We start from the raw sequence: 20,494 nt of genomic DNA on the forward strand, positions 1-20,494 counted from the left end.
CGGCGCGGTGATGGGCTGCGCCATCGCACCGGACGGCACCTGGCTGGCATCGGCCGGCACGGACGGCTCGGTCCGCGTCTGGGACGTACGGTCAGGACGCTGCCGGACGGTGTTGACCGGCCACGACGGCGCGGTGATGGGCTGCGCCATCGCACCGGACGGCACCTGGCTGGCATCGGCCGGCACGGACGGCTCGGTCCGCGTCTGGGACGTACGGTCAGGCCTGCAACGGCTGTCCTTGACGGGCCACGAGGGCTGGGTCAACGCGTGCGCCGTGGCGGCCGACGGCGCCCTGCTGGTCTCCGCGGGTGCGGACCGCACCGTCCGCGTCTGGGATCCGACCACCGGGCACCTCGGCATCACCCTCTTCGGAGACACCGGAGGCGCCACCTCCTGTGTGCTGGCCCCCGATGCGAGCTGGATCGCCGCAGGTGGTTCGGACACCATGGTCCGCCTCTGGCGCCCGCGGTGGGGTGATCGGGACAGCGGCAGGCTCCGCGGAGCGGCAGCCGTGCGCACCCGGGTGCGCGGCCCGGTCGAACCGGTCCGCGAGTGCGCCGTCTTCCCGGACGGCAGTCGGATCGTCTCCTCGGGCGACGACGGCGCCGTGCGGCTCTGGGACGTCGCCACGGGAGACGAACTGACCGTAAGGAACGCCGGTACCGGCGGGGCGGCGTGCTGCGCGGTCGCGCCGAACGGCTCGTGGATCGCTTCCAGCGGAGCCGCCGACGGACACGACAGCACCCTCCATCTGTGGAAGCCCGACGGTGACGGCCGGCTCCCGCACCTCACCTTAACCGGCCACACGGCATGGGTCGAGCGCTGCGCGTTCACCCCGGACGGCGCACAGGTGGCCACCGTCAGCGGTGACGGGTCGATCCGCCTGTGGGACACCGCGGACGGTGCGCCCCTCGCCGTGCTCGGCACCGATCTCGGCCAGCTGTTCGGTTGCTCGATCTCCCGCGACGGGACCCGGCTCGCCTCGTGCGGCACGGATCGGCTCGTGCGCCTGTGGGACCTCCCGTCCCGCACCCTCATCGCCGTCCTGGCCGGCCACACGAACCGGGTCATCAACTGCACCTTCTCGGCGGACGGTGCGTGGTTGGCCTCCGCCGCCTACGACGGGACCGTCCGCACCTGGGACACCGCTACCGGGACCTCCTTGCTCACCATGGACGGCGGCAGCGCCGTCTGGGACTGCGCCATCTCCCCGAACGACACCCTGATCGCGAGCACCGGCACGGACGGCGTCATCCGGATCTGGGACGCCCTCACCGGCCGGTGCCGGAGCGCGCTGCGCGTGGGGCAGGAACTGCGCTCGTGCGCCTGGGTCTCCCCCTCCCGCCTGTGCGTGTCCGGGTACGCGGGCGTCTACGTACTGGACTACGCGGCTGGAGGTTGAGCTCACCTTCGTGGGGCTCCCTCCGCCGGGATGACGACGGCCGCGGAGCGCGGCGGCAGGTCGAGGCGCCCGTCGCCGACGCTGATCCACGTGTCGTCGCCGACGAGCCGGCAGAGCAGCCGGGAGCCGATCCCCTCGATCCGGACCGATGCGGACTCGGCGGCGTAGTTGGCGACGGCGAGAGCGGGCTCTCGCGTGTGGCGGTGCAGATGGACGGCGTACGGCTGGTGCGGCCGTCCGTCGGCGGACCGCACCTCGGCGCCCACGGTGTCGCGGAACGTGCCGTCCCAGAACCAGTCCCGCAGCTCGGTGCGGAGCGCGTCCATCTGCCGGCCGTAGGCGATGGTCCGGGGGAAGTCGGTCGGCCGTCCCTTGAAGTGGAACGGTTCGTAGCTGATGAGGTACCGGTACAGCAGGCACTGGTTGATCATGTTGCGGTCGTCGAAGCCGCTGACCGCGGTCATCATCGACGCCCGTGGAAGGAGGTAGCGGTGGAGCGGGAGGTGCCCGGGGTCCGCGCTCTGGAGGTACGACAAGTGGTACCGCTCGAATTCCCAGTCGTACAGGCGCTCCCCGGCGTAGAGGAAGTCGGGCGTCCGCAGCGTCTGCCGGGAGAACCGGCGGACGAGCTCGTTGTCGTTGGCGTAGACGGGCCAGGCGAGCGGATGGCCGTGGCCGAGGTCGAAGCACAGCCGGGCGTCGGCGTGGTGCTGGCACTGGTCGAACAGCAGACCCGCCGCGCCCAGCGCGACGACGGTGGCGAATTCCCTCTCGCAGACGGCCAGGTAGCGCTCGCTGCCGAAGCACATCGGGATCAGGTGACGGACGTTGATGCCGAGCAACTGGGTGGGGGTCTGGTAGCGGTAGTAGACGCCGTTGTAGGGGTCGCCGTACGGGTCCTTGACGGTGTCCGCGGCGATCTCCGGGTAACGGGGGGCGGTCCGGTCGCCCCACGTGAACTTGCAGAAGAGCACCACCTTGACGCCGAGCTCCTGGATCTGCGCGATCGCGTCCCGCAGTTCCTCGAAGGAGCCGAGCCGGGGATCGGGCTGGTGGAAGGGGTAGCCGCGGTCCTGGCCGCCCTCGTTCCACCCTACGAGCTGGATCGCACGGATTCCCGCGTTGACGCACTCCCGCCCCACTTCGGGCAACTCTCGGAAGGGGATGCGCAGTTCGTCCTCGGGAGAGTTGAGGTGCAGCTGTAGCCAGGCGTGCGGCTCGCTCGTCCAGGCGGGCGCCGTCGGTCCGGCCATCCACTCCTCGCGCCACCGCCGGTAGATGTCCGCGCCGGTGTGCCAGTCGCCCTGGAACAGTTCGAGCGTGATCGGGGTGAGCGCCTTCGTCGTGCCGGGCGCGATGAAGGGCAGGTGAACGGTGGAGAACCGGATCGTCGCATCCGGGTCCGGCTGTCGGGCGATGGTGTCCGCGTACCCGGGGACCAGCTCGGACCGCCAGCTCACGAGATCGTCACGGCGCTCGGCGACGCCGACGTACATCCCCTGGTCGCGCGCCAAGACCAGCATGAACGGGGAGCCGGGCGTCGCACCGGCATTCGGATCATCGAAGCTGGCCATCTGGGTCGGGTGATCGACGCCGTGGGGTGGGCAGTTGCCCTGGAAGCGCGGCCACAGCCGCTGTTGCACCGCGGTCGCCTGGGACAGGCAGAAGCTGCGCAGCTCCTGGTCCGCGGAGGGTGGGCGGAGGTCCCCGAGGCACGGTGTCCAGACGTTCTCGACGGCGTACTCGGACCGGTTGTCCACGACGGTCTCGAACAAGGCCCGTCGTCCAGTGACGCTGATCCGTTGGATCACGCTGATCGGGTGTTCGCCACCGTGCTCGGAGCGCACCCGCCGCCAGGACAACGTGATCCCGTCGCCAGAGGGGTCGGGCCGGATCTCAGGAGGGTCCTGTCGCACGCCGTCGGCGAGGTTGTTGCGGCGTCCGGGAAGCGGGATGAGCAGGCGGAAGCCGGCCGCCAGGTCGGTTCGGTCGGTGACCCGCCATCCGGTCCCCTTCGCCTCCACCCGCGCCAAGGCACCGGTGCGGCGGTCGATCGCCACCCGGATCCCGTCGCCGGACAGGTGGACCAGGTCGGTCGCCGTCATCGAGCCAACTCCTCTCCGAGTGGGGGCGTTGTCGTCGAAGCCTCCGGCTCGTGCGACGGCCTGGCCGCCCTCGTCGACCCGCACCACCCCCGCGGCCAGCTGCCCAAGAGGCGACCACGGAAGCGGCGTCGCGGTCAACCGGCCCGCGGCCCGGAGGAACGGCCGGCCCGAGCGGGTGTCAGGGGATGCCGGGGGGCCGGGTCGGGTCTCGCCAGATGTCCATCGGGACGGCGCGGACCGCGCGTCCGTCGGCGTCGAGGATCCGGCCCATCCGTTTCACGGTGCGCAGGGACACGCGGCGCTCGGCCACGCGCAGGTCGGGGAACCTGCGGGCCAGAGCGGTTTCCAGCCGCTGGACATCGGCGAGGGAGCGCTGCCAGACGGAGAGGATGAGATTGTGGGCGCCGGTGACGGATACGCACAACCGCACCTCGGGGAGGCGGGCGAGTTGATGGCCGACCTCGTCGAGCCGGTCCGCGGGCAGATCGGCCCGGAAGGTCGCCAGGACCGGTCGGCCGGCGTCGCGGGCGGCGATCTCGCAGCGGAAGCGGATCGCGTCGGAGGTGGCGAGCCGGTCGAGGCGGCGGCGCAGCGTGGACGGGCTGAGCCCGGTGGCGGCGGCCAGCTCGGCCTGGTCGAGGCGGCCGTCGACACCCAGCCTGATGAGCAACTCGCGGTCCTCGGCGCGGACTTCGGCTCGCAGTCCGGACGCCGTCCCGGTGCCCGCCGGGTGATCGTCGTGCAGCTCCACGCGCTGGGCCGGGTCCAGCGAGTCCAGCCGCCAGCGGATCCCCTCGGCGTAGAAGCAGGTCGCCAGGTGGACGCGTACGGCGGTGACCCCGCGGAGTCGGCCGAGGCGTTCGGCGGTGTACCGGGAGACCATCGACAGGTCGGTGAAGGCGGCGGTGACCACGAGGTCGCAGCCCTGGGAGTGATGTTCGATGCTCATCACATGTGGGTCCTCGGCCAGTTCGTCGGCGATCCCCCGCAGCCGGTCGGGCACGCAGTCGAGGTCGAGGTACGCGACGCATCCGCGGTCCTCGGGGTGCGGCAGACCGTACGCCGTCACCCAGGCGATGCCCGCCGCCGAGAGGCGGTGCCAGCGGCGGGCGGCGGTGACGGGGCTGATGCCGAGGGTCTGGCCGAGCAGCGACCATGGCGCCCGGGGCCGCAGCTGCATCGCGTTCACCAGGGCGAGGTCCAGTTCGTCCACCGTCACATCGGGGCCGCTCACCGGTGACATCCGGTGGATTCGTTCATCGAAGGGCCCCTGGTGGTGTCATCCTGCACAATCGCGGGAAACTCCCGCCTCGGCACCAAGAATCAGGGAACAAGATCGCTCTGCACAAGTTCCCGCACCCGTGGGTTCGATGGAGGTACCCGTGTCCCTTTACGACGATGCGCTCGGGCTGGCCCCGGACCTGGTCCGGCTCCGCCACGACCTGCACCGCTTCCCCGAGCTGGGCCTCACCCTCCCGCGCACCCAGGAGCGGGTGCTCAAGGCCCTGGACGGACTGCCGCTGGAGGTGAGCCAGGGCGCCGCGCTGAGTTCGGTCACCGCGGTGCTGCGCGGCGGGCTTCCGGGGCCGGTGGTGCTGTTGCGCGCCGACATGGACGGGCTGCCGATCACGGAGAAGGCCGCGGTGTCGTTCGCCGCCGACAACGGCGCCATGCACGCCTGCGGACACGATCTGCACACCGCCATGCTCGCCGGTTCCGCACACCTGCTCGCCGCACGACGGGAGCGGCTCCACGGCGACGTGGTCTTCATGTTCCAGCCCGGCGAGGAGGGCTGGGACGGCGCCGGAGCCATGCTCGCCGAGGGCGTGCTGGACGCGGCGGGCAGGCGTCCGGTGGCCGCGTACGCCCTGCACGTGGCGTCGACCATGCCGCACGCGGAGTTCAGCTCCCGGCGCGGGCCGATCCTCGCCGCCTCCGATGCGGTGAACGTCACCGTGCGCGGCGCGGGCGGCCACGGTTCGGTGCCGCACCGGGCCAAGGACCCCGTGCCGGCGGCCTGCGAGATGGTCACCGCCCTGCAGACCATGGTGACCCGCCGCTTCGACGTGTTCGACCCGGTGGTGATCACCGTCGGGCTCCTGCGGGCCGGCACCCAGCGCAACGTCATCCCGGAGTCCGCCTACTTCGAGGCGACCGTGCGCACCTTCTCCGCCGAGGCGCGGGCCAAGGTCGCCGACACCGTGGTGGAGCTGGTCGACTCCGTCGCCGCGGCCCACGGCCTGCGGGCGGAGGTCGAGTACCTTCCCGGGTACCCGGTGACCGTGACCGACGGCGCCGAGACCGACTTCCTGGCGGAGACCGTCCGCGAGGTCTTCGGCGAGGAGCGCTACCGGACGATGGCGAATCCGATGACCGGGTCGGAGGACTTCTCCCGCGTGCTCGAAGCCGTTCCAGGAGCGTTCGCGTGGCTCGGCGCGGCCCCGAAGGGAACCGACCCCGCCGACCTGCCGGCCAATCACTCGCCCTACGCGGAGTTCGACGACGCGTTGCTCCCCGAGGGAGCCGCGCTCTACGCCGAACTCGCCACCCGTCGTCTCGCCGCCTGACCCCCTCGACCGAGAACGGAAGGACCCACCCCATGACCGAACCGCGCGACGTGGTCGAGCGGCAGCTCGCCGCGTACAACAGCCACGACATCGACGCCTTCGTCGCCACCTATGCCGAGGACGTCACGGTCCACCGGGCCGACGGCAGCCAACTGCGGGGCCGGCAGGCCCTGCGTGACCGGTACGCCGGGCAGTTCACCGAAGGCCGCTGCAGGGCGGAGATCGTGGGGCGGCTCGGCGAAGGCGACTGGGTGGTCGACCACGAGATCGCCCACGGTCTGGCCGACGAGCCGGTCCGCGTCCTGGTCGCCTACCGGGTGCGCGAGGGTCTCATCGACCGCGTCGACTTCCTCGGCTGAGGAGCCCGGTGCCGAGAGGATCCCGCGCGGGGCCCAGCGGTCGCTCAGCTTTCGTTTCAGCTGTTTCGGCGCACGGGTACGTACTCCCCATGGGTACACGACGCTTTCTGCCCCTCGCCATGACCGCCCTCCTGCTGGGGGTCACCGCTCCGGTCGCCACCGCCGCCCCGGTGACCGCGCCGGCCCCCGCGGCGGATCCCTGCGGGTACTTCACGAAGAACTTCCTGGCCTTCTACAACCACTGCACCACGGACGGTTCCCACATCCAGATCAAGATCGACCGGATCAACGAGTGGGACACCAAGCACTGCGTCCGCCCCGGCGTCACGCAACTCGGCACCACGTCGCAGATCCGCAACGCCTGGTACACCGGCAAGCTCTGCTGAGGGCTCGACCCCGGTCAAGCGCCCGGGTCCGGGGAGCGGGCCGGAGGCCGCTCCTCCCCCGGCCGTGTCTCCAGCGGTCCGGTGCCCGGCTGGGCGCCCGGGCGGGTGTGCGTGAAGTGACCGAGGGTGCCGGTCAGGCGCAGGAGCCGGTCGAGCTGGGTGGTGCGGCTCTCCAGGTGGAGGGCGACCCCGGCGGCATCGGTGTGCCGGCGGACCATGAGCAGGGCGGCCAGGCCGGTGCTGTCGACGGTGGTCAGGCCCGCGCAGTCGACCCGTACCTCGTCCGGTCCGTCGTGCTCCGCGAGGGCGCGGCGGACGGCGTCGACGAGGAGTGCGGCGTGCCGGTGGTCGAGGTCGCCGTGCAGCTCCACGCCGACGACTCCGTCGGCGTAGTGGTGCGACAGGCGCAGCGGGGTGGTGGGGGAAGTCGTCATGCGGTGGTCCCGGTCGGGGTCAAGGGGGTACGGGTGCGGGTGAGCCGAGCCGCTGCCGCCTCCAGAGTGGCCGTGGCCCGGGGGAAGTCGGACAACTGGCGGGCCAGCAGGGCGAGCGCGGGCAGCAGCGAGGTGGCCGGTACGCCCCGCGATTCCAGTACGCCGGCCGTCCACAGCACGAAGCGGTGGAAGAGGTCCGCGTCGTCGGTGTAGAGCGACACGGCGAGGAAGTCGACGATGTGGGACAGGTCCTCCGCGGTGCGTTCGCGCTGGACCTCGCTGTACTCCCGCATCGGCGGGTGGTTCTCCAGGAGTTCGACGAAGACCTCGCGGACCAGCCGCTGCTTTCCGCGGGCCACCAGCGTGTACTCCTGGTCCCGCAGGTGCGGGAGGTCGTCGAGGGGCTGGTGGCCGGGGCTTGGGCGGCCGAGGGGGCCCCGGGCCAGGGCGTCAGCGGCCGTACGGGCGTCCGGCGCCCACGCGTCCGCGCCCAGGAGCCGGGCGTACCGGCCGTCGGGGCCGAAGGCGGCTCCGCCGACGATCACCGGGGTGCCGACGGCCTGACATGCGGTGATCGTGGCGTGCGCCGTGGGCAGGCGGGTGGGCAGGGAGCTGGAGAGGGCCACGGCGTACGGACCGGTGCGGTGCACGTGGGCGATCAGGTGCGGGGCGGGGACCTGGGCGCCGAGGTAATCGACGTGCCAGCCTCGCAGCCTGAGGACTTCGGCCAGCAACCGGGCCGGCAGGGCGTGCCATTCGCCGTCCACGCAGGCGACGGTCACCTTGCCCCGGTGCGGTCGCGTCCGGGCCGCGGGGTGCAGGGCGACCGCTCCGACGGCCCGGTCGTTGATCGCGGTCGCCGCATGCTCCTGGGCCACGGTGATGCGGTTGGCCGCCCATTCCTCGCCGACCCGGCCCTGGACCCGGGCGATGACGTCCAGCAGGGCGGATTCCGGGGCGAGTCCGTGGTCCATGGCGCGCAGTACCGCGGCGACGGCCGCGGCTTCGTCGAGGGCCAGCAGCGACTGCCAGAGCTGCTCCGCGACTTCCGCCGGGCGGGCGTGCGCCGAGCTCGGGGCGGGCGGGGCGGGGGACGCGGAGGTGTGGTGGGGACTCATCCGGTGAACCTGCCCCGTGTGTGGCCGTCCACCGCGCTGAGGTGGTTGGTGCGCGGGGCGGAAATGACCACGACGGCCATGTCGTCGTGGCGCCCGGCGCCGACCCACTGGGCGGCGAGCATCTGTACGCGTTCCACGACGGCCTCGGCGGGCATGGCCGCGCACTCGGACAGGGCACGGCGCAGCCGTTCCTCGCCGAACATCGCCCCGCCCAGCGGGCCGCCGCGGGCTTCGCTGATCCCGTCCGTGTACAGGACGCAGGCGTCGCCGGGGGCCAGCGTCACCGCGGCGGTCTTGGTGGTGATCTCGGGCAGGGCCCCGACGAGGGTGCCCCGGGTGGGAGCCTCCTCGATGCTGCCGTCGACACGCAGGATGAGGGGCGCCGGGTGGCCCGCGCTGGTCAGGCGCAGGCGCACGGCGTTGCCCTCGCGGGCCGCGGAGGCGAGCACCATCGTCGCGAAGCGGGTGCTCGCGGAGTTCAGCAGGGAGGAATTGAGCAGGCTGAGGACGTGGTGGTGGTCGTCCGCCATGGGCAGGAGGGCCTGCAAGGTGGTGCGGATCTTCCCCGTCATGACGGCGGCTTCGAGGCCCTTGCCGCAGACGTCGCCCAGCACCACCAGGGAGGCGTCGTCCCGGCCACCCGCCGGGTGGAGGTCGTAGAAGTCGCCGCCGACGCGCTCGTGGTCCTTGGAGGGCCGGTAGCCGCCCGCGTATTCCACGCCGGACGTCTGCCGGAGCCTCGGCGGCAGCAGTTCGCGCATCAGCGTGTCGGTGACGGCCGCCTGGTCGGCGTACAGGCGCGCCGCGGACATGGCGGCGCCGGCGCGCGCCGCGAACAGTCGGGCGAAGACCTCCTCGTCCTCCGTGAACGGGGCGCCCCCGGCCGCGCGCAGGAGGACCAGGGCGCCGGCGGGCACGCCGTGCCCGGGCAACGGGGTGACGACGATCGATCCGACCCGGGCCAGCCCGTCCGGCAGCAGCCAGTCGGGCGCGACCGCGGGGTCCAGCCAGCGGGAGGGGACGGGCGGGAACCCCTGGAGGGCCTCGGCGAGTCCGGGGGCCTCCCCCGGGTCGACCGCGAGGAGGGCGGTGGACGGGTGGCCGCCTCGGACGCAGGAGACGACGCTCAGGCCGCTGCCGTGGTCGGGGGACAGGACCAGGGCCGCGTCCGCGAAGTGCTCGGCGGCCAGTTGCGCCGTGGCCTCCATGCAGCGGTCGAGGTTGAGGGAGGACAGCAGCAGGTTGGAGGAGCGGACCAGGAACGCGGTGCGTTCGCGTTCGGTGCGCAGCTCCTCGCGGGCGGTCCGGTGGTGTGTTTCGTCCACCAGCCACCACGCCACCGTGCCGTCCTCGCGCGCGGTGGGGTGCGCTTCGTACGAGCGCGGGCCCACCGGCCCCCGGGCGGGGCCCGCCGGCGGCCCCGGCGGGCGCTGCGCGGGCGGTTCGGCGCCCACGCGGCGGGCGTGGGCCGCTGCGATCCAGGCGGGTACCGTGCCGGACAGGGGCGTGCCTGGTCGTGCGCCCGGGAACAGCAGGCGGGCCGCGTCGTTGGCGGCGACCAGGTGGAGCCGCGAGTCGGCCACGATCACGGGGTAGGGGGCTTCGTTCCCCGCGGGACCCGCGGTGGAGGAACCGGACGTGATCTGCGTGGAAGGAACCAAAATGGTCCGGGCCCACTGTGCGGACCCCTCACCTCTTCGTCTGGAGCGGAGACAACGGGAATGTCGTTGCCTTGCGGCAACCATCCTGCATCGACGGCGCCTTCCGCAACCGGACCCCCGGCCTCCGCACATGCAGTGTGACGCGGCGTCACCCGAGCGCACGAGCGCGCGTGCCCTTGTGCGGGACCTGATGCCGCGCGCCGGGCCCCGGCGTAGCAGAATGTCCGGGTGATCGGAGACGAACCGGGCGTCGCGGCGACGACGCGGAGCGGCGCGGCCCCGGGCCGGCCGCGCGGCGGCAGCGCGGTGCGGCGCCTGTTCGACGTGGCCGGCAGCGCGGAGGCGCTCCGGATCGCGGCCGGCATCGACGCGGCGATGGCCCCGTGAGCGGAGCCCGCGCCAGCGACGACGCGCCGGCACCCGACCAGCCGCTGGCACCCGACCTGCTGCCGGCGTGCGACCCCCTGCCGGTGTCCGCCGCGGACGCGCGGGCCCGGGTCCGCGCCCAGCTACCGGCCGGGACCGACCTCGACGGCGTGGGCGTCGCGGACGCCCTGCTGGTCACCTCCGAGCTGGTCACCAACGCCATCCGGCACGGCGGCGGAGTCACCGGCTTCCGTGCCGGCGTCGCCGGGTCGCTGCTGCACCTGTCCGTGGCCGACGCCAGCCCGCTGCTCCCCGTGTCGCGCACGGGTACCGTCGAGCGGCCGGGCGGCTACGGGTGGCCCCTGGTGCAGCGGCTCGCCGCGAGCGTGCGGTGCCGTGCGCACGACGGGGGAAAGACCATAGAGGCCGTGCTGTACCTGGGCTGAGGCCGCGGGACGCCTCACAGGAAGCGGCGCAGCGGCTGCACCGACAGTTCCCGCGCCCGTTCCAGCGCGGAGCGGCGCCGCCAGCGGGCCGGACCGATCGGGGTGCTCCGGCTCAGGTCGTGGTCGAAGTCCGCGTCCAGGGTCCGGGTGAACTCGGTGTCGAGCACGGCCAGCATGACCTCCTCGTCGTGGTCGAGGGAGCGCCGGTTGAAGTTCGACGAGCCGATGAGGGCGGCGATCCCGTCCATCGTGAGGATCTTGGCGTGCATCATCGTCGGCTGGTACTCGTGGATGCGGACGCCCGCGGCGGTCAGTCGCTCGTAGTGGTGGCGACCGGCCAGTTGGCACACGCGCTTTTCGGTGTGCGGGCCGGGCAGCAGGATCTCGACCGTGACGCCGCGGCGGGCGGTCGCGGCGAGCAGGTCGACGAAGTAGCGGTCGGGGGCGAAGTAGGCGGTGGCCAGGCGCACGCGCTCCTCGGCGGACTCCAGGACCACCCGCATCAGCGTCTGCATGTCCTGCCAGCCGAAGGCGGCCGAGCCGCGGACCACCTGGACGACCGCGGAGCCGGCGGGCTCGTGGTCCACGAAGCGGTCCCGGGCGTCGAAGAGCTCGGGGTGGCATTCCGCCCAGTTCTGCGCGAAGGCCGCCGCGATCCCGTCGACGGCGGGCCCCCGCACCTCGGCGTGGGTGTCGCGCCATTCGCGCGGGTTGCGGGCGTCACCGCACCATTCCTCCGCGATGCCCACGCCGCCGGTGAAGGCGGTCCGCTCGTCGACGACCAGGACCTTGCGGTGGCAGCGGTGGTTCTGCTTGAGCGGGGAGAGGAAGGCGGGCTTGCGGAACCAGGCGACGTGGACGCCCGCCCGCTCCATACGATCGAGCAGGTCCTGCTCGATCAGGCGGCTGCCGAAGCCGTCGAGGAGCAGCCGGACCCGGACGCCGTCGAGGGCCCGCGCGGCGAGCGCCTCGGCGAACCGGCGGGCGATGTCGCCCTTCCAGTAGACGAAGGTCATCATGTCGACGGTGTGCCGGGCGGAGGCGACGGCGTCGAGCATCGCGGTGAAGATCTCGTCGCCGTTGCGCAGCGGGCGCACGTGGTTGCCCTCGGTCGCGGCGATGCCGATCAGGCGCTCCAGCCGGCGCCGGACGCGGTGGATGCGCTCGTCCTGGCGGGCTCTGTCGTCCGGGTCGCCGTCGGGGGTGCGGACGTCCTGGGTGAGGCTCACGCGGACGCTCCGCGGGCCGGGACCGCGGTGGACGGCCCGATGGTGCTCCGTGCGGACGCGGCTGCGCCCTCCACGGCCGTGGTCATTCGAGGGCCCCTCTCCCCTGGGCTGCCGCGGTCCCCGCCCGGCAGGGGCAGGGGGCCGTGGCGGATGCCGACGTGTGTTCGACGCCCGTATGGCCGCGATGGCGGGGTTCAAACCGGGGACGGAGCTCCGATCGTCCCGGCTCAGCCGTGCCGGGGCGCGAGGGGCATGACCGCGGCCTCCTCGATGCTGGCGGCCACGGCGAAGGCCCGCTCCGCGCCGGTGACTTCCAGCAGTCGGGCCAGCCGGGGCGGCACGGTGCCCGCCAGGACCACGGGCCGCTCCAGAGTGGGGCGCAGCATGATGCCCAGGGCCGCCGAGTCGACGAAGGTCACCCCGGCCGTGTCCAGTACGTAGCGGGTGACGCCGGGTGCGTCGGGTGCCATCGCGCTGCGCAGTGCGGCCACGGTGTCCATGTCGAACTCCCCCGTCATCACGACGATGCGCACGTCCGCCTCGGTGCGCACGGTGACGCGGCCGGGCGTCTGGCCGCCGTACCCCCGCGCATCCGTAGTCGTGGCCGGGTGGTCGGTCATGTCGGTCCTCCTCGTGTCAGTGCGCGCGCGGCAGTTTGACCACGGTGACGAAGAAGTCGTCGATCTGCTGGATCGCGCGGATGAACTGGTCGAGGTCCACCGGCTTCGTCACGTAGGCGTTGGCGTGCAGTTTGTAGCTGCGCAGGATGTCCTCCTCCGCCGCCGACGTGGTGAGCACGACCACCGGGATGTGCTTCAGCTCGGGGTCGTTCTTGATCTGTTCGAGCACCTGACGGCCGTCGTACTTGGGCAGGTTCAGGTCGAGCAGGATCAGGTCGGGGCGGGGGGCCCCGGTGTGCGCGCCGCGGCGGTAGAGGAAGTCGAGCGCCTCCAGGCCGTCGCGCACCACGTGCAGCACGTTGCCGATCTTGTTGTCCTCGAACGCCTCGCGGGTCATCAGCTCGTCGCCCGCGTCGTCCTCGACGAGGAGGACTTCGGCGGGGGTGGCCTGCGGGCGATCGGCGGGGATGCTCATGAGTCGGTTCCTTCGGAGGGGGTGGCCGGGGCGGCGGGTTCGCCTTCGCCGGCGGTGTCCGGGGCGAGGGGTTCGGCTTCGCCGGCGGTGTCCGGGGCGTCGGCGACGGGGAGGGTCAGGACGATCCGGGTGCCCACCTCGTGGGCGGTGTCGATGCGGATGCGCCCGCCCGCGTTCTCGACGATCTTCTTGCAGAGCGAGAGGCCTATGCCGGTGCCGCCGTACGCGTCCCGGCTGTGCAGGCGTTGGAAGATCACGAACACCTTGTCGGCGAACTCCGTCGGCACGCCGATGCCGTTGTCCGTGACCGCGAAGGCCGCGAAGCCGGGCTCGGCGGCCGGGTCGTCGACCACCGCCACCTCGACCCTCGGGGGCCGGTCGGGCGAGCGGAACTTGACGGCGTTGCCCACCAGGTTCTGCCACAGCATGGTCAGCAGGGTCGGGTCGCCCACCACCTCCGGGAGCCGCTCGGGCCTGCTGACCTCGGCGTCGCCCTCCTCGATGGCGGTGGCCAGGTTCCGCAGGGCCCGGTCCAGGGTGGAGTCGAGGTCGACCCTCTCGCACCCGTCCTGGACCCGGCCCACCCGGGAGTACGTGAGCAGGTCGTTGATCAGGACCTGCATGCGCTTGGCGCCGTCCACGGCGAAGCCGATGTACTGGGTGCCGCGCTCGTCGAGCTGGTCCCCGTACCGCTTCTCCAGCAGCTGACAGAAGGAGGCCACCTTGCGCAGGGGCTCCTGGAGGTCGTGCGAGGCGACGTACGCGAACTGTTCGAGCTCGGCGTTGGAGCGGCGCAACTCCGCCGCCTGGGCGTCGAGTTCCACGGCCGTGCGGTCCAGTCGCTCGGCGTTGCGGTGCGAGGAACGGAGTTCGGCCACGGTGCGCCGGCGCATCGCCTCCACGGAGCGGGCCAGGGCCCGCAGGTCGGAGGGGCCGGCGAACGGGATCTCCTCGTCGAAGGCGCCGTCGGCCACCCGCTGGGAGGCGGTCCTGATCCGGGTGAGCGGGCGCAGGACGCCGATGTGGAGCAGGACCGCGAGTCCGGCCGCCGCCAGGAGGAGGCCGATGATGATCGCCAGCAGAATGTGGTCACGCTGCTCGCGCGCCTCGCTGAAGGTGGTGCGGGCCTCGGCCTGGACGGTGTCGAGCCGGTCCTGCTGTGCGGCGATCCGATGGCGCACCTCGTCGAAGCGGTCCTTGCCGCTCTGCGCCGAAGGTCGCGCCGTGCCGTCGCGCACCGCGCGGATGGCGGGCTCCGCGAACTCCTGCCGCCAGGTGCGCGCGGCCTCCTCCACGGCGGTCAGGTCCTCGCGCTCCGCGGAGTCGCCGCCGCCCTCGCCGTCGAAGACGGTCTTCAGCCGGTCGACGGCGGTGCGCTCCTCGACGAGGCCGCGTTCGTACGGTTCCAGCAGTGCGGGCGCGTCCGCGAGCAGGTAGCCGCGGACCCCGGTCTCCTGGTCCAGCAGGGCCGTCTCCAGGCGCAGCGCGTCGCGTTGGGCGGGCAGGATCCCGTCGACGAGCCGGTCCCCGGCGGTGGTGGTGTGCGAGAGCAGGACCGCGCCGAGCGCGCCGGTGCCGACGACCACGAGGGCCAGTACGACGAGCACGGTGTTCAGCCAGGTCTGCAGGCTCGGGCCGCGGCGGTCCTGCCGGGTCCGCCCTTCGGGGGTGGTTTCGGTTCCTGTGGGGACAGTCACGTGGGGGCGTTCCATTCGAGGTGGAGTACGGCGACGTCGTCGGCCAGGCCGCCCCAGTCCGCGGCGAGGCCCTGCGCCGCTTGGATGAGGGAGTCGACGAAGGGTTCGGCGGGCAGGTCGGCCTGCTGGCGGGCGATCTCCAGAAGGCCCTCCTCGTCGAGGCGGGCGGGTCCGGGGCCGATCCGTCCCTCGATCAGGCCGTCCGTGAAGAGCATCACGGCGCCGCCGGGCGCGACGGGGACCTCGGTGACGGGCCAGCCCGGGCCCCATCCGGGCATGATGCCCAGGGCGGGGCCGCCGGGGACGAGTCGCAGCTCGACCTCGCCGGGTGAGCGCACAAAAAAGCCGGGGTGGCCGGCGCGCTGCACGGAGACCGAGGCCGCTCCGGCGGGTCGGCTCAGGGCGGTGAGGGTGGTGAAGATCTCCGCGCCGGAGCGCTCCGCGAGCAGGATCTGTTCGAGCAGCCGCAGCAGTTCGGCGTCGCGGGCACCGGCCATGACGAAGGCCCGCCAGGCCACGCGCAGGCACACGCCGAGGGCCGCCTCGCTCGGGCCGTGTCCGGAGACGTCGCCGACGACGGCGTGGGTGGCTCCGTCGGGGGTCTGGACGACGTCGTAGAAGTCCCCGCCGAGGAGTGTCTGGGCGCGTCCCGGCTGGTAGCGGGCGCAGACCTGGACGGTTTCGGCCGGGTCGTCCAGGAGGAGGGGCGTGGGCAGCAGCCCGCGTTCGAGGCGGGCGTTCTCCTCGGCGCGCAGGATGCCCGACTGTACGGCGACGGCGGCGAGCTCGGTGTGCTTGCGCTGGATCGCGTAGCGGATGGCCCGCATGAAGACGTCGGCTTCCAGACGCCCCTTGACCAGGTAGTCCTGGGCTCCGGCGGCGACCGCGCCCAGGCCCGCCCGTTCCTCGGAGAGCCCGGTGAGGACGACCACCGCGGCCTCCGCGCAGACGCCCAGGACCTCCTTGAGGCCGTCCAGGCCCTGGGCATCGGGCAGGTGCAGGTCGAGCAGGACGCACTGGGGGGCCTCCGCCTCCAACAGGCGCAGGGCGTCGGCGAGGGAACGGGCCCGGCCGAGGCGGACGTCGATGCCGCTCTCCTCGACGAGCTCTTCGACGAGGACGGCGTCGCCCTCGTCGTCCTCGATGAGCAGGATGTACGGCGGCACGCCGTTCCAGAGCGCCAGGGACTCGTCCGTCTCCGCGACCGGGGCCAGGCGGGGCGGGAGGGCGGTCCGCTGCTGTGGCGCAGCGGCCGTGCGCCGTTGCGAACCCACTCCGATGGTGCTTCCCATGGTGTCGCGCTGGTCCTTCCCCCCGCTGAGCGCGGACACCTGGACGCCCGATTGCGCCGGCGCCACCCTAGTTCGATCATTTGCCTCTAGGCAATATTTTACAAGGTCAATTACCGGCCTGCTCGACCGGGCTCCGGGTCGGGCCGACCGTGCCAGTCGAGGCAGACCACCATGGCGTCGTCGGCGATCTCCACGCCGCCCCGGTGGCCGGCGAGCTCTTCCAGGAGGGCGCGGGGCACCTGCGAGGGCGGCAGCAGCCGGGTGTTCATGACGGCACGGGCGAGGGCGTGCTGGCTGTAGCGCTCGCCGCCCGGCGAGAGGACGTCGTAGACGCCGTCGCTGAGGAAGAACAACCGGTCGCCCGGCAGTACGCGGAAGCTCTGGCAGGAGTAGACGGTGTCCTCGAACATGCCGAGCGGCAGCTGCGCCTCCAGCACCACCTCCTCCACGAGGCCGCCGCGCAGTCGCCAGACGCGCGGCGATCCGGCGTCGATGACCTCGACCTCGCCGGTGTCCAGGCAGAACCGGAGCAGCAGCATCGCCAGGTGCACGCGGCCGTGGTACTGGCCGAAGACGGCCTGGTCGGCCAGGGCCACCTGGTCGGCGAGGCCGAGACCGGACCGCCGGGCGTTGCGCAGGGCGCTGACGGCGAGATTGGTCAGCAGCGCGGCATCGATCCCCTCGCCCATGCCGTTGTTGACGGTCAGCGTCAGGTGGTCGGGGCCGGACGACCAGTCGAAGCTGTCTCCGAAGACGGCGTAGGCGGGATCGAGCTGGGCTCCGAGGTCGTACTCGGGACGGGAGCAGGAGCGCCCCGGCAGCAGCTGCCACTGCATCTCGGCGGCGAGGGTCAGCCGGCGGGCCCGCCTGGCCTGGAGGAACACGTCCGTGTCCCGGTCGGCCACGAGGATCTCGTGGCCGAGCGCTTCGGCCACCTCCTGGAGCGGCCCGAGCCGCGAGCGGTCGTAGGCGCCGGCGGCGTACGCGACGCTCAGGACTCCGAGGCGGTCGCCGCGCACGCTCACCGGCAGGTGGACGACGACGTCGCCCCCGCCGGGACCCGCGGGGTCGTCCGCCCTCCCCCGGGCGACGTACGGTTCCTGGGAGCCGAAGGCCCGACCCGCAGGCCCTTGCCGCGCGGGCACCGACTCGACGGTGAAGGGCTCCTGCGTGAAGGGCTGGAGCCGGGCCGAGGCGTAGTCCGCCATCAGCAGTTCGACGCCGTGTGCGCCGTGCTGTCGGAGCAGCAGTTCACGTACCGCGTCGAACAGCTCGTGGGGGGCCGCCCCCCGCAACGCGCGCCCCTCATCGCCGCCCACCACGTCGACTCCAGCCACCGGACCGCTACCTACCTCTCGCGCAAATGCTAAGAATGGAGGACCACGAAACAGCCCGCCCGCACCAGCGGGATGCACGAATGTCCGGTAGGGAGTGTCACATGAGCCAGCGGCAGGTCCGCTCCGCCCGGCCCGTCGTGGCAGCCACGGAAGGCGCGGAAGCCGCGGTGGCGGAGACGAGCGAGCTGATCGAGATGCTGGCGGTCATCTGGGAGCGCGGCCGGGACACGGCCAGCGCGCCGCCCGTCTCTTCCGCGCAGGCGCGTGTGCTGTTCCTGATCGACGGGCACGGGGAGATGAACCTGCGGGAACTGGGGCGGCTGCTGGAGGCCGCCCCTCCGTCGGTGACCCGGCTCTGCGACCGCCTCCAGGCCGTCGGGTTCGTCGAGCGGCACCCCGGGGCGGACGACCGCCGAGAGGTCCTGCTGGCCCTGACGCCCGCCGGGCGGTCCTACCTCGCGGACCTGCGCGCCCGTCGGCAGGAGGCACTGGCCGCGGCGATGGGGACGATGTCGCCCGCCTCCCGCGCCGCGCTGGCGGTGGGCCTGGCCGAATTCTGCGCGGCGGTCGGCACCCCGCTCCGACTGGCCCGCGAGCGGACGGCGCCGCCCCGCACGGCCTGACCGGAAGGTCGCAGGGCCGCGTGGGGCGCGGGGCCGGCGGGCACGCCCACCCCTCTCGAACGTCAATATCTGCCAAAAAAAGACCGATTCGGTCATCTTCGGTTCAGTTCGACAAGTGGCCGCACGATCCGCGGATCGTTGAAACCATGGCAGGGCTTCGCCGTGCCCCATTCCGCGGGTGCGCGAGTCGCCTGCTGTCGCAGCCCGGACGGGCTGCGCTGGCGGTGCGGGGGGCGGGAGAGCAGCCGGGCGGTGTGCATGCCGTGGCCGGCGGGTCCGTCCTGTGCGACCGCACCGCCGCGGTTTCCCGGGGCCCGCCGGTTCCCGCCGTCGTGGTGCGGCCCTCGGAAGGAGAGGCAGTGACGCCTTCTCGTACGCCCGGAGCATGGCCTTCGCGCCGGACGCACCGCTCCCGGCACCGGCCCCTGATCGCCGCGGCCTGCTCCGCCGCCCTGGTCCTGACCGGCCTGACCGCCTTGGCCGGGACGCCCGCCCAGGCGAGCGCCGGGGGCCGGATGGCCTACGTCACGAACCTGCGCGGCAATTCGGTCTCGGTCATCGACACCGCGAGCGGTACGGTCGCCGCGACCATCCCCGTCGGCCGGTTCCCCGAAGGGGTGGCCGAGTCCCCCGACACCTCCCGCGTGTACGTCGCCAACGACGGGGACAACACCGTCTCGGTCATCGACACGACCACCAACACCGTCACCGCCACCGTCCCCGTCGGCCAGGTACCGGGCCCGCTCGCGGTCTCCCCGGACGGCTCCCTGGTCTACGTCGGCAACAACGTCGCCACGGGGGTCGGCGGGATCACCGTGATCGACGCCGCCACGAGCACGGTCACCGCGACGTTCGCCACCGGCAGCCAGCCCTTCGGAATCGCGTTCACCCCCGGCGGGGCCAAGGCGTACGTGGCGAACTTCGTCGGCAGCTCGGTCTCGGTCGTCGACACCGCCACCAGCACGGTCACCGCCACCCTCACCAACTCCGGTGCCAGGACGCCCGCGGCCGTGTCCGTCACCCCCGACGGAGCCCACGCCTACGTCGCCAACTTCAACAGCAACAGCGTCTCGGTGATCGACACCGCCTCCGACACCATCACCGCCATCATCGGTGGTTTCGGCGGGCCCGAGGGGGTGACCACCACCCCCGACGGGGCCCACGTCTACGTGGCCAACGCGAACTCCAACACGGTCTCGGTGATCGACACCGCCACCAACACCGTCACCGGCGCCGTCCCGGTCGGCAGCGCGCCCGTCACCGTCGTCGCCGACCCCCTCGGCAGCAACGCCTACGTCGCCAACTCCGGCGCCGGCACGGTCTCGGTGATCGACACCGCCACCAACACGGTCACCGGCATCGTCCCGGTGGGCAACACCCCGTTCGGCATCGCCGTGACTCCCGCGCCGTTGGCCGTGACCGGCCTCAGCGTCGGCCAGGGCCCGGCCTCCGGCGGGGCGAGCGTCACCATCACGGGCACCGGCCTGGCCGGCGCCCGCGCCGTACGCTTCGGCGCCACCCCGGCCACCGGTGTCACCGTCGTCAACGACCGGACCATCACCGCGACCGTCCCGGCCCACGCCGCGGGCACCGTGGACGTCACGGTCACCACCCCGGCCGGCACCAGCCCGACGTCCGCCGCCGACCGGTTCACCTACTTCGCCCGGCCGGCCGTGACCGCGGTCGGCCCCGGCAGCGGACCCACCGCCGGCGGCACCCCGGTCACCGTCACCGGCACCGGCCTGAGCGGCACCACCGCCCTCACCTTCGGCACCGGCAACCCGGCGACCGCCGTGTCCTGCCCGACCGACACCACCTGCACGACCACGTCCCCGGCGCACGCGGCGGGCACGGTCGACGTCCAGGTCACCACGCCCGGCGGGACCAGCCCGACCAGCGGCGCGGACCGGTTCACCTACGCCGACCCCGCCGCCGACATCGCCGTCACCGTCACCGGCCAGCCCCACCTGGGCATCCTGGTGCCCTACCTCACCTACACGCTGACCGCCCGCAACAACGGCCCCGACCCGGTCACCTCGGCCACCCTCACCGCGACATTGCCCCCCGGCGCCGGCGCCACCGCCCTCTCCTCCGGCTGCACCAGCACGGCCGGCCACGTGACGTGCGCCTACGGCGGCATCGCCAACGGCGCCAGCGCCGTGAAGTCCTTCCGCGTCCCGCTGAACCTCCTGTCCCTCGGCCCCGTCCAGGTCACCGGCCAGCGCACCGCCTCCGCACCCGTCGACACCATCCCGACCAACGACACCGGCACCGCGACCTGCACCGTCATCTCCATCGTCCTGGCCACCTGCCCGTAACCCCTCCCCCGCCGGGGGGGGGGGGGGGGGGGGGGGGGGGGGGGGGGGGGGGGGGGCGC

19 protein-coding genes are annotated in these 20,494 nt (G+C 73.0%); 8 read left to right on the forward strand and 11 right to left on the reverse strand.

All coding sequences use genetic code 11. The features are described 5' to 3' along the window. Positions 1 to 1,402 (forward strand): WD40 repeat domain-containing protein (locus tag ACZ4UB_RS30480; RefSeq protein WP_468075080.1); only part of this gene is annotated, 1,402 nt, incomplete at its 5' end. Positions 1,403 to 1,404: 2 nt separating this feature from the next. Here ACZ4UB_RS30480 and ACZ4UB_RS30485 read toward each other — a convergent pair. Together ACZ4UB_RS30485 and ACZ4UB_RS30490 are read right to left on the reverse strand one after the other, a co-directional pair. Then, positions 1,405 to 3,507, reverse strand: a complete 2,103-nt coding sequence (locus tag ACZ4UB_RS30485; protein WP_468075082.1) for a DUF6259 domain-containing protein — start codon at positions 3,505 to 3,507, stop codon at positions 1,405 to 1,407. A gap of 178 nt (positions 3,508 to 3,685) precedes the next feature. Further along, positions 3,686 to 4,741 (reverse strand): Lrp/AsnC family transcriptional regulator, encoded by a 1,056-nt coding sequence (locus tag ACZ4UB_RS30490; protein ID WP_468075084.1) that lies wholly within the window; start codon positions 4,739 to 4,741, stop codon positions 3,686 to 3,688. Between the two features lie 148 nt (positions 4,742 to 4,889). Here ACZ4UB_RS30490 and ACZ4UB_RS30495 point away from each other — a divergent pair, with 148 nt between their 5' ends. From ACZ4UB_RS30495 to ACZ4UB_RS30505, 3 genes are all read left to right on the forward strand, one after another. After that, positions 4,890 to 6,074, forward strand: coding sequence for a M20 metallopeptidase family protein (locus ACZ4UB_RS30495; protein WP_468075086.1), 1,185 nt, complete (start codon positions 4,890 to 4,892; stop codon positions 6,072 to 6,074). Positions 6,075 to 6,106: 32 nt separating this feature from the next. Further along, complete coding sequence (locus ACZ4UB_RS30500) at positions 6,107 to 6,433, forward strand: nuclear transport factor 2 family protein (protein WP_468075088.1); 327 nt, start codon at positions 6,107 to 6,109, stop codon at positions 6,431 to 6,433. Positions 6,434 to 6,522: 89 nt separating this feature from the next. Then, positions 6,523 to 6,819, forward strand: a complete 297-nt coding sequence (locus ACZ4UB_RS30505; RefSeq protein WP_468075090.1) for a DUF6355 family natural product biosynthesis protein — start codon at positions 6,523 to 6,525, stop codon at positions 6,817 to 6,819. A 14-nt stretch (positions 6,820 to 6,833) separates the two neighbouring features. On the opposite strand, the gene ACZ4UB_RS30510 is transcribed toward ACZ4UB_RS30505, so the two are convergent. The 3 genes from ACZ4UB_RS30510 to ACZ4UB_RS30520 are packed head-to-tail and all read right to left on the reverse strand — an operon-like array spanning position 6,834 to position 9,960. Further along, positions 6,834 to 7,253, reverse strand: coding sequence for an STAS domain-containing protein (locus ACZ4UB_RS30510; RefSeq protein ID WP_468075092.1), 420 nt, complete (start codon positions 7,251 to 7,253; stop codon positions 6,834 to 6,836). Then, entirely contained in the window at positions 7,250 to 8,371 is a 1,122-nt protein-coding gene (locus tag ACZ4UB_RS30515) for a cobalamin B12-binding domain-containing protein (protein ID WP_468075094.1), read from the reverse strand. The genes ACZ4UB_RS30510 and ACZ4UB_RS30515 overlap by 4 nt, the downstream gene beginning before the upstream one ends. Beyond that, the gene (locus ACZ4UB_RS30520) at positions 8,368 to 9,960 is read right to left on the reverse strand and encodes a PP2C family protein-serine/threonine phosphatase (RefSeq protein ID WP_468075096.1); all 1,593 of its coding nucleotides are present in this window, start codon (positions 9,958 to 9,960) and stop codon (positions 8,368 to 8,370) included. The genes ACZ4UB_RS30515 and ACZ4UB_RS30520 overlap by 4 nt, the downstream gene beginning before the upstream one ends. A 300-nt stretch (positions 9,961 to 10,260) precedes the next feature. Between ACZ4UB_RS30520 and ACZ4UB_RS30525 the strand changes: the two genes are divergently transcribed. Together ACZ4UB_RS30525 and ACZ4UB_RS30530 are read left to right on the forward strand one after the other, a co-directional pair. Then, the gene (locus ACZ4UB_RS30525; protein WP_468075098.1) at positions 10,261 to 10,419 is read left to right on the forward strand and encodes a hypothetical protein; all 159 of its coding nucleotides are present in this window, start codon (positions 10,261 to 10,263) and stop codon (positions 10,417 to 10,419) included. Then, the gene (locus tag ACZ4UB_RS30530; RefSeq protein ID WP_468075099.1) at positions 10,416 to 10,844 is read left to right on the forward strand and encodes an ATP-binding protein; all 429 of its coding nucleotides are present in this window, start codon (positions 10,416 to 10,418) and stop codon (positions 10,842 to 10,844) included. Before ACZ4UB_RS30525 ends, ACZ4UB_RS30530 begins: the two co-directional genes overlap by 4 nt. 14 nt (positions 10,845 to 10,858) lie before the next feature. On the opposite strand, the gene ACZ4UB_RS30535 is transcribed toward ACZ4UB_RS30530, so the two are convergent. The 6 genes from ACZ4UB_RS30535 to ACZ4UB_RS30560 all read right to left on the reverse strand — a co-directional run bounded on the left by ACZ4UB_RS30535 (position 10,859) and on the right by ACZ4UB_RS30560 (position 17,494). Next, positions 10,859 to 12,004: a phospholipase D-like domain-containing protein gene (locus tag ACZ4UB_RS30535; protein WP_468075248.1), complete on the reverse strand. Its 1,146-nt coding sequence runs from the start codon at positions 12,002 to 12,004 to the stop codon at positions 10,859 to 10,861. Positions 12,005 to 12,300: 296 nt separating this feature from the next. Beyond that, positions 12,301 to 12,693 (reverse strand): STAS domain-containing protein, encoded by a 393-nt coding sequence (locus ACZ4UB_RS30540; RefSeq protein ID WP_468075101.1) that lies wholly within the window; start codon positions 12,691 to 12,693, stop codon positions 12,301 to 12,303. Between the two features lie 16 nt (positions 12,694 to 12,709). Continuing rightward, positions 12,710 to 13,168: a response regulator gene (locus ACZ4UB_RS30545; RefSeq protein WP_354384220.1), complete on the reverse strand. Its 459-nt coding sequence runs from the start codon at positions 13,166 to 13,168 to the stop codon at positions 12,710 to 12,712. Beyond that, positions 13,165 to 14,865 carry a sensor histidine kinase gene (locus ACZ4UB_RS30550; protein ID WP_468075104.1) on the reverse strand — a complete coding sequence of 567 codons (1,701 nt, stop codon included), beginning with the start codon at positions 14,863 to 14,865 and terminating at the stop codon, positions 13,165 to 13,167. Before ACZ4UB_RS30550 ends, ACZ4UB_RS30545 begins: the two co-directional genes overlap by 4 nt. Continuing rightward, positions 14,862 to 16,157 (reverse strand): PP2C family protein-serine/threonine phosphatase, encoded by a 1,296-nt coding sequence (locus ACZ4UB_RS30555; RefSeq protein ID WP_468075106.1) that lies wholly within the window; start codon positions 16,155 to 16,157, stop codon positions 14,862 to 14,864. Before ACZ4UB_RS30555 ends, ACZ4UB_RS30550 begins: the two co-directional genes overlap by 4 nt. Before the next feature lie 110 nt (positions 16,158 to 16,267). Beyond that, positions 16,268 to 17,494, reverse strand: a complete 1,227-nt coding sequence (locus tag ACZ4UB_RS30560) for a PP2C family protein-serine/threonine phosphatase (protein WP_468075108.1) — start codon at positions 17,492 to 17,494, stop codon at positions 16,268 to 16,270. A gap of 101 nt (positions 17,495 to 17,595) precedes the next feature. On the opposite strand from ACZ4UB_RS30560, the gene ACZ4UB_RS30565 reads away from it, so the two are divergent. Together ACZ4UB_RS30565 and ACZ4UB_RS30570 are read left to right on the forward strand one after the other, a co-directional pair. Next, entirely contained in the window at positions 17,596 to 18,117 is a 522-nt protein-coding gene (locus ACZ4UB_RS30565) for a MarR family winged helix-turn-helix transcriptional regulator (RefSeq protein WP_468075110.1), read from the forward strand. 359 nt (positions 18,118 to 18,476) lie between these two features. Beyond that, positions 18,477 to 20,435, forward strand: coding sequence for an IPT/TIG domain-containing protein (locus tag ACZ4UB_RS30570; protein WP_468075112.1), 1,959 nt, complete (start codon positions 18,477 to 18,479; stop codon positions 20,433 to 20,435). Positions 20,436 to 20,494 lie beyond the last annotated feature (59 nt).

This window comes from Streptomyces sp. NPDC028419 (assembly GCF_055565515.1).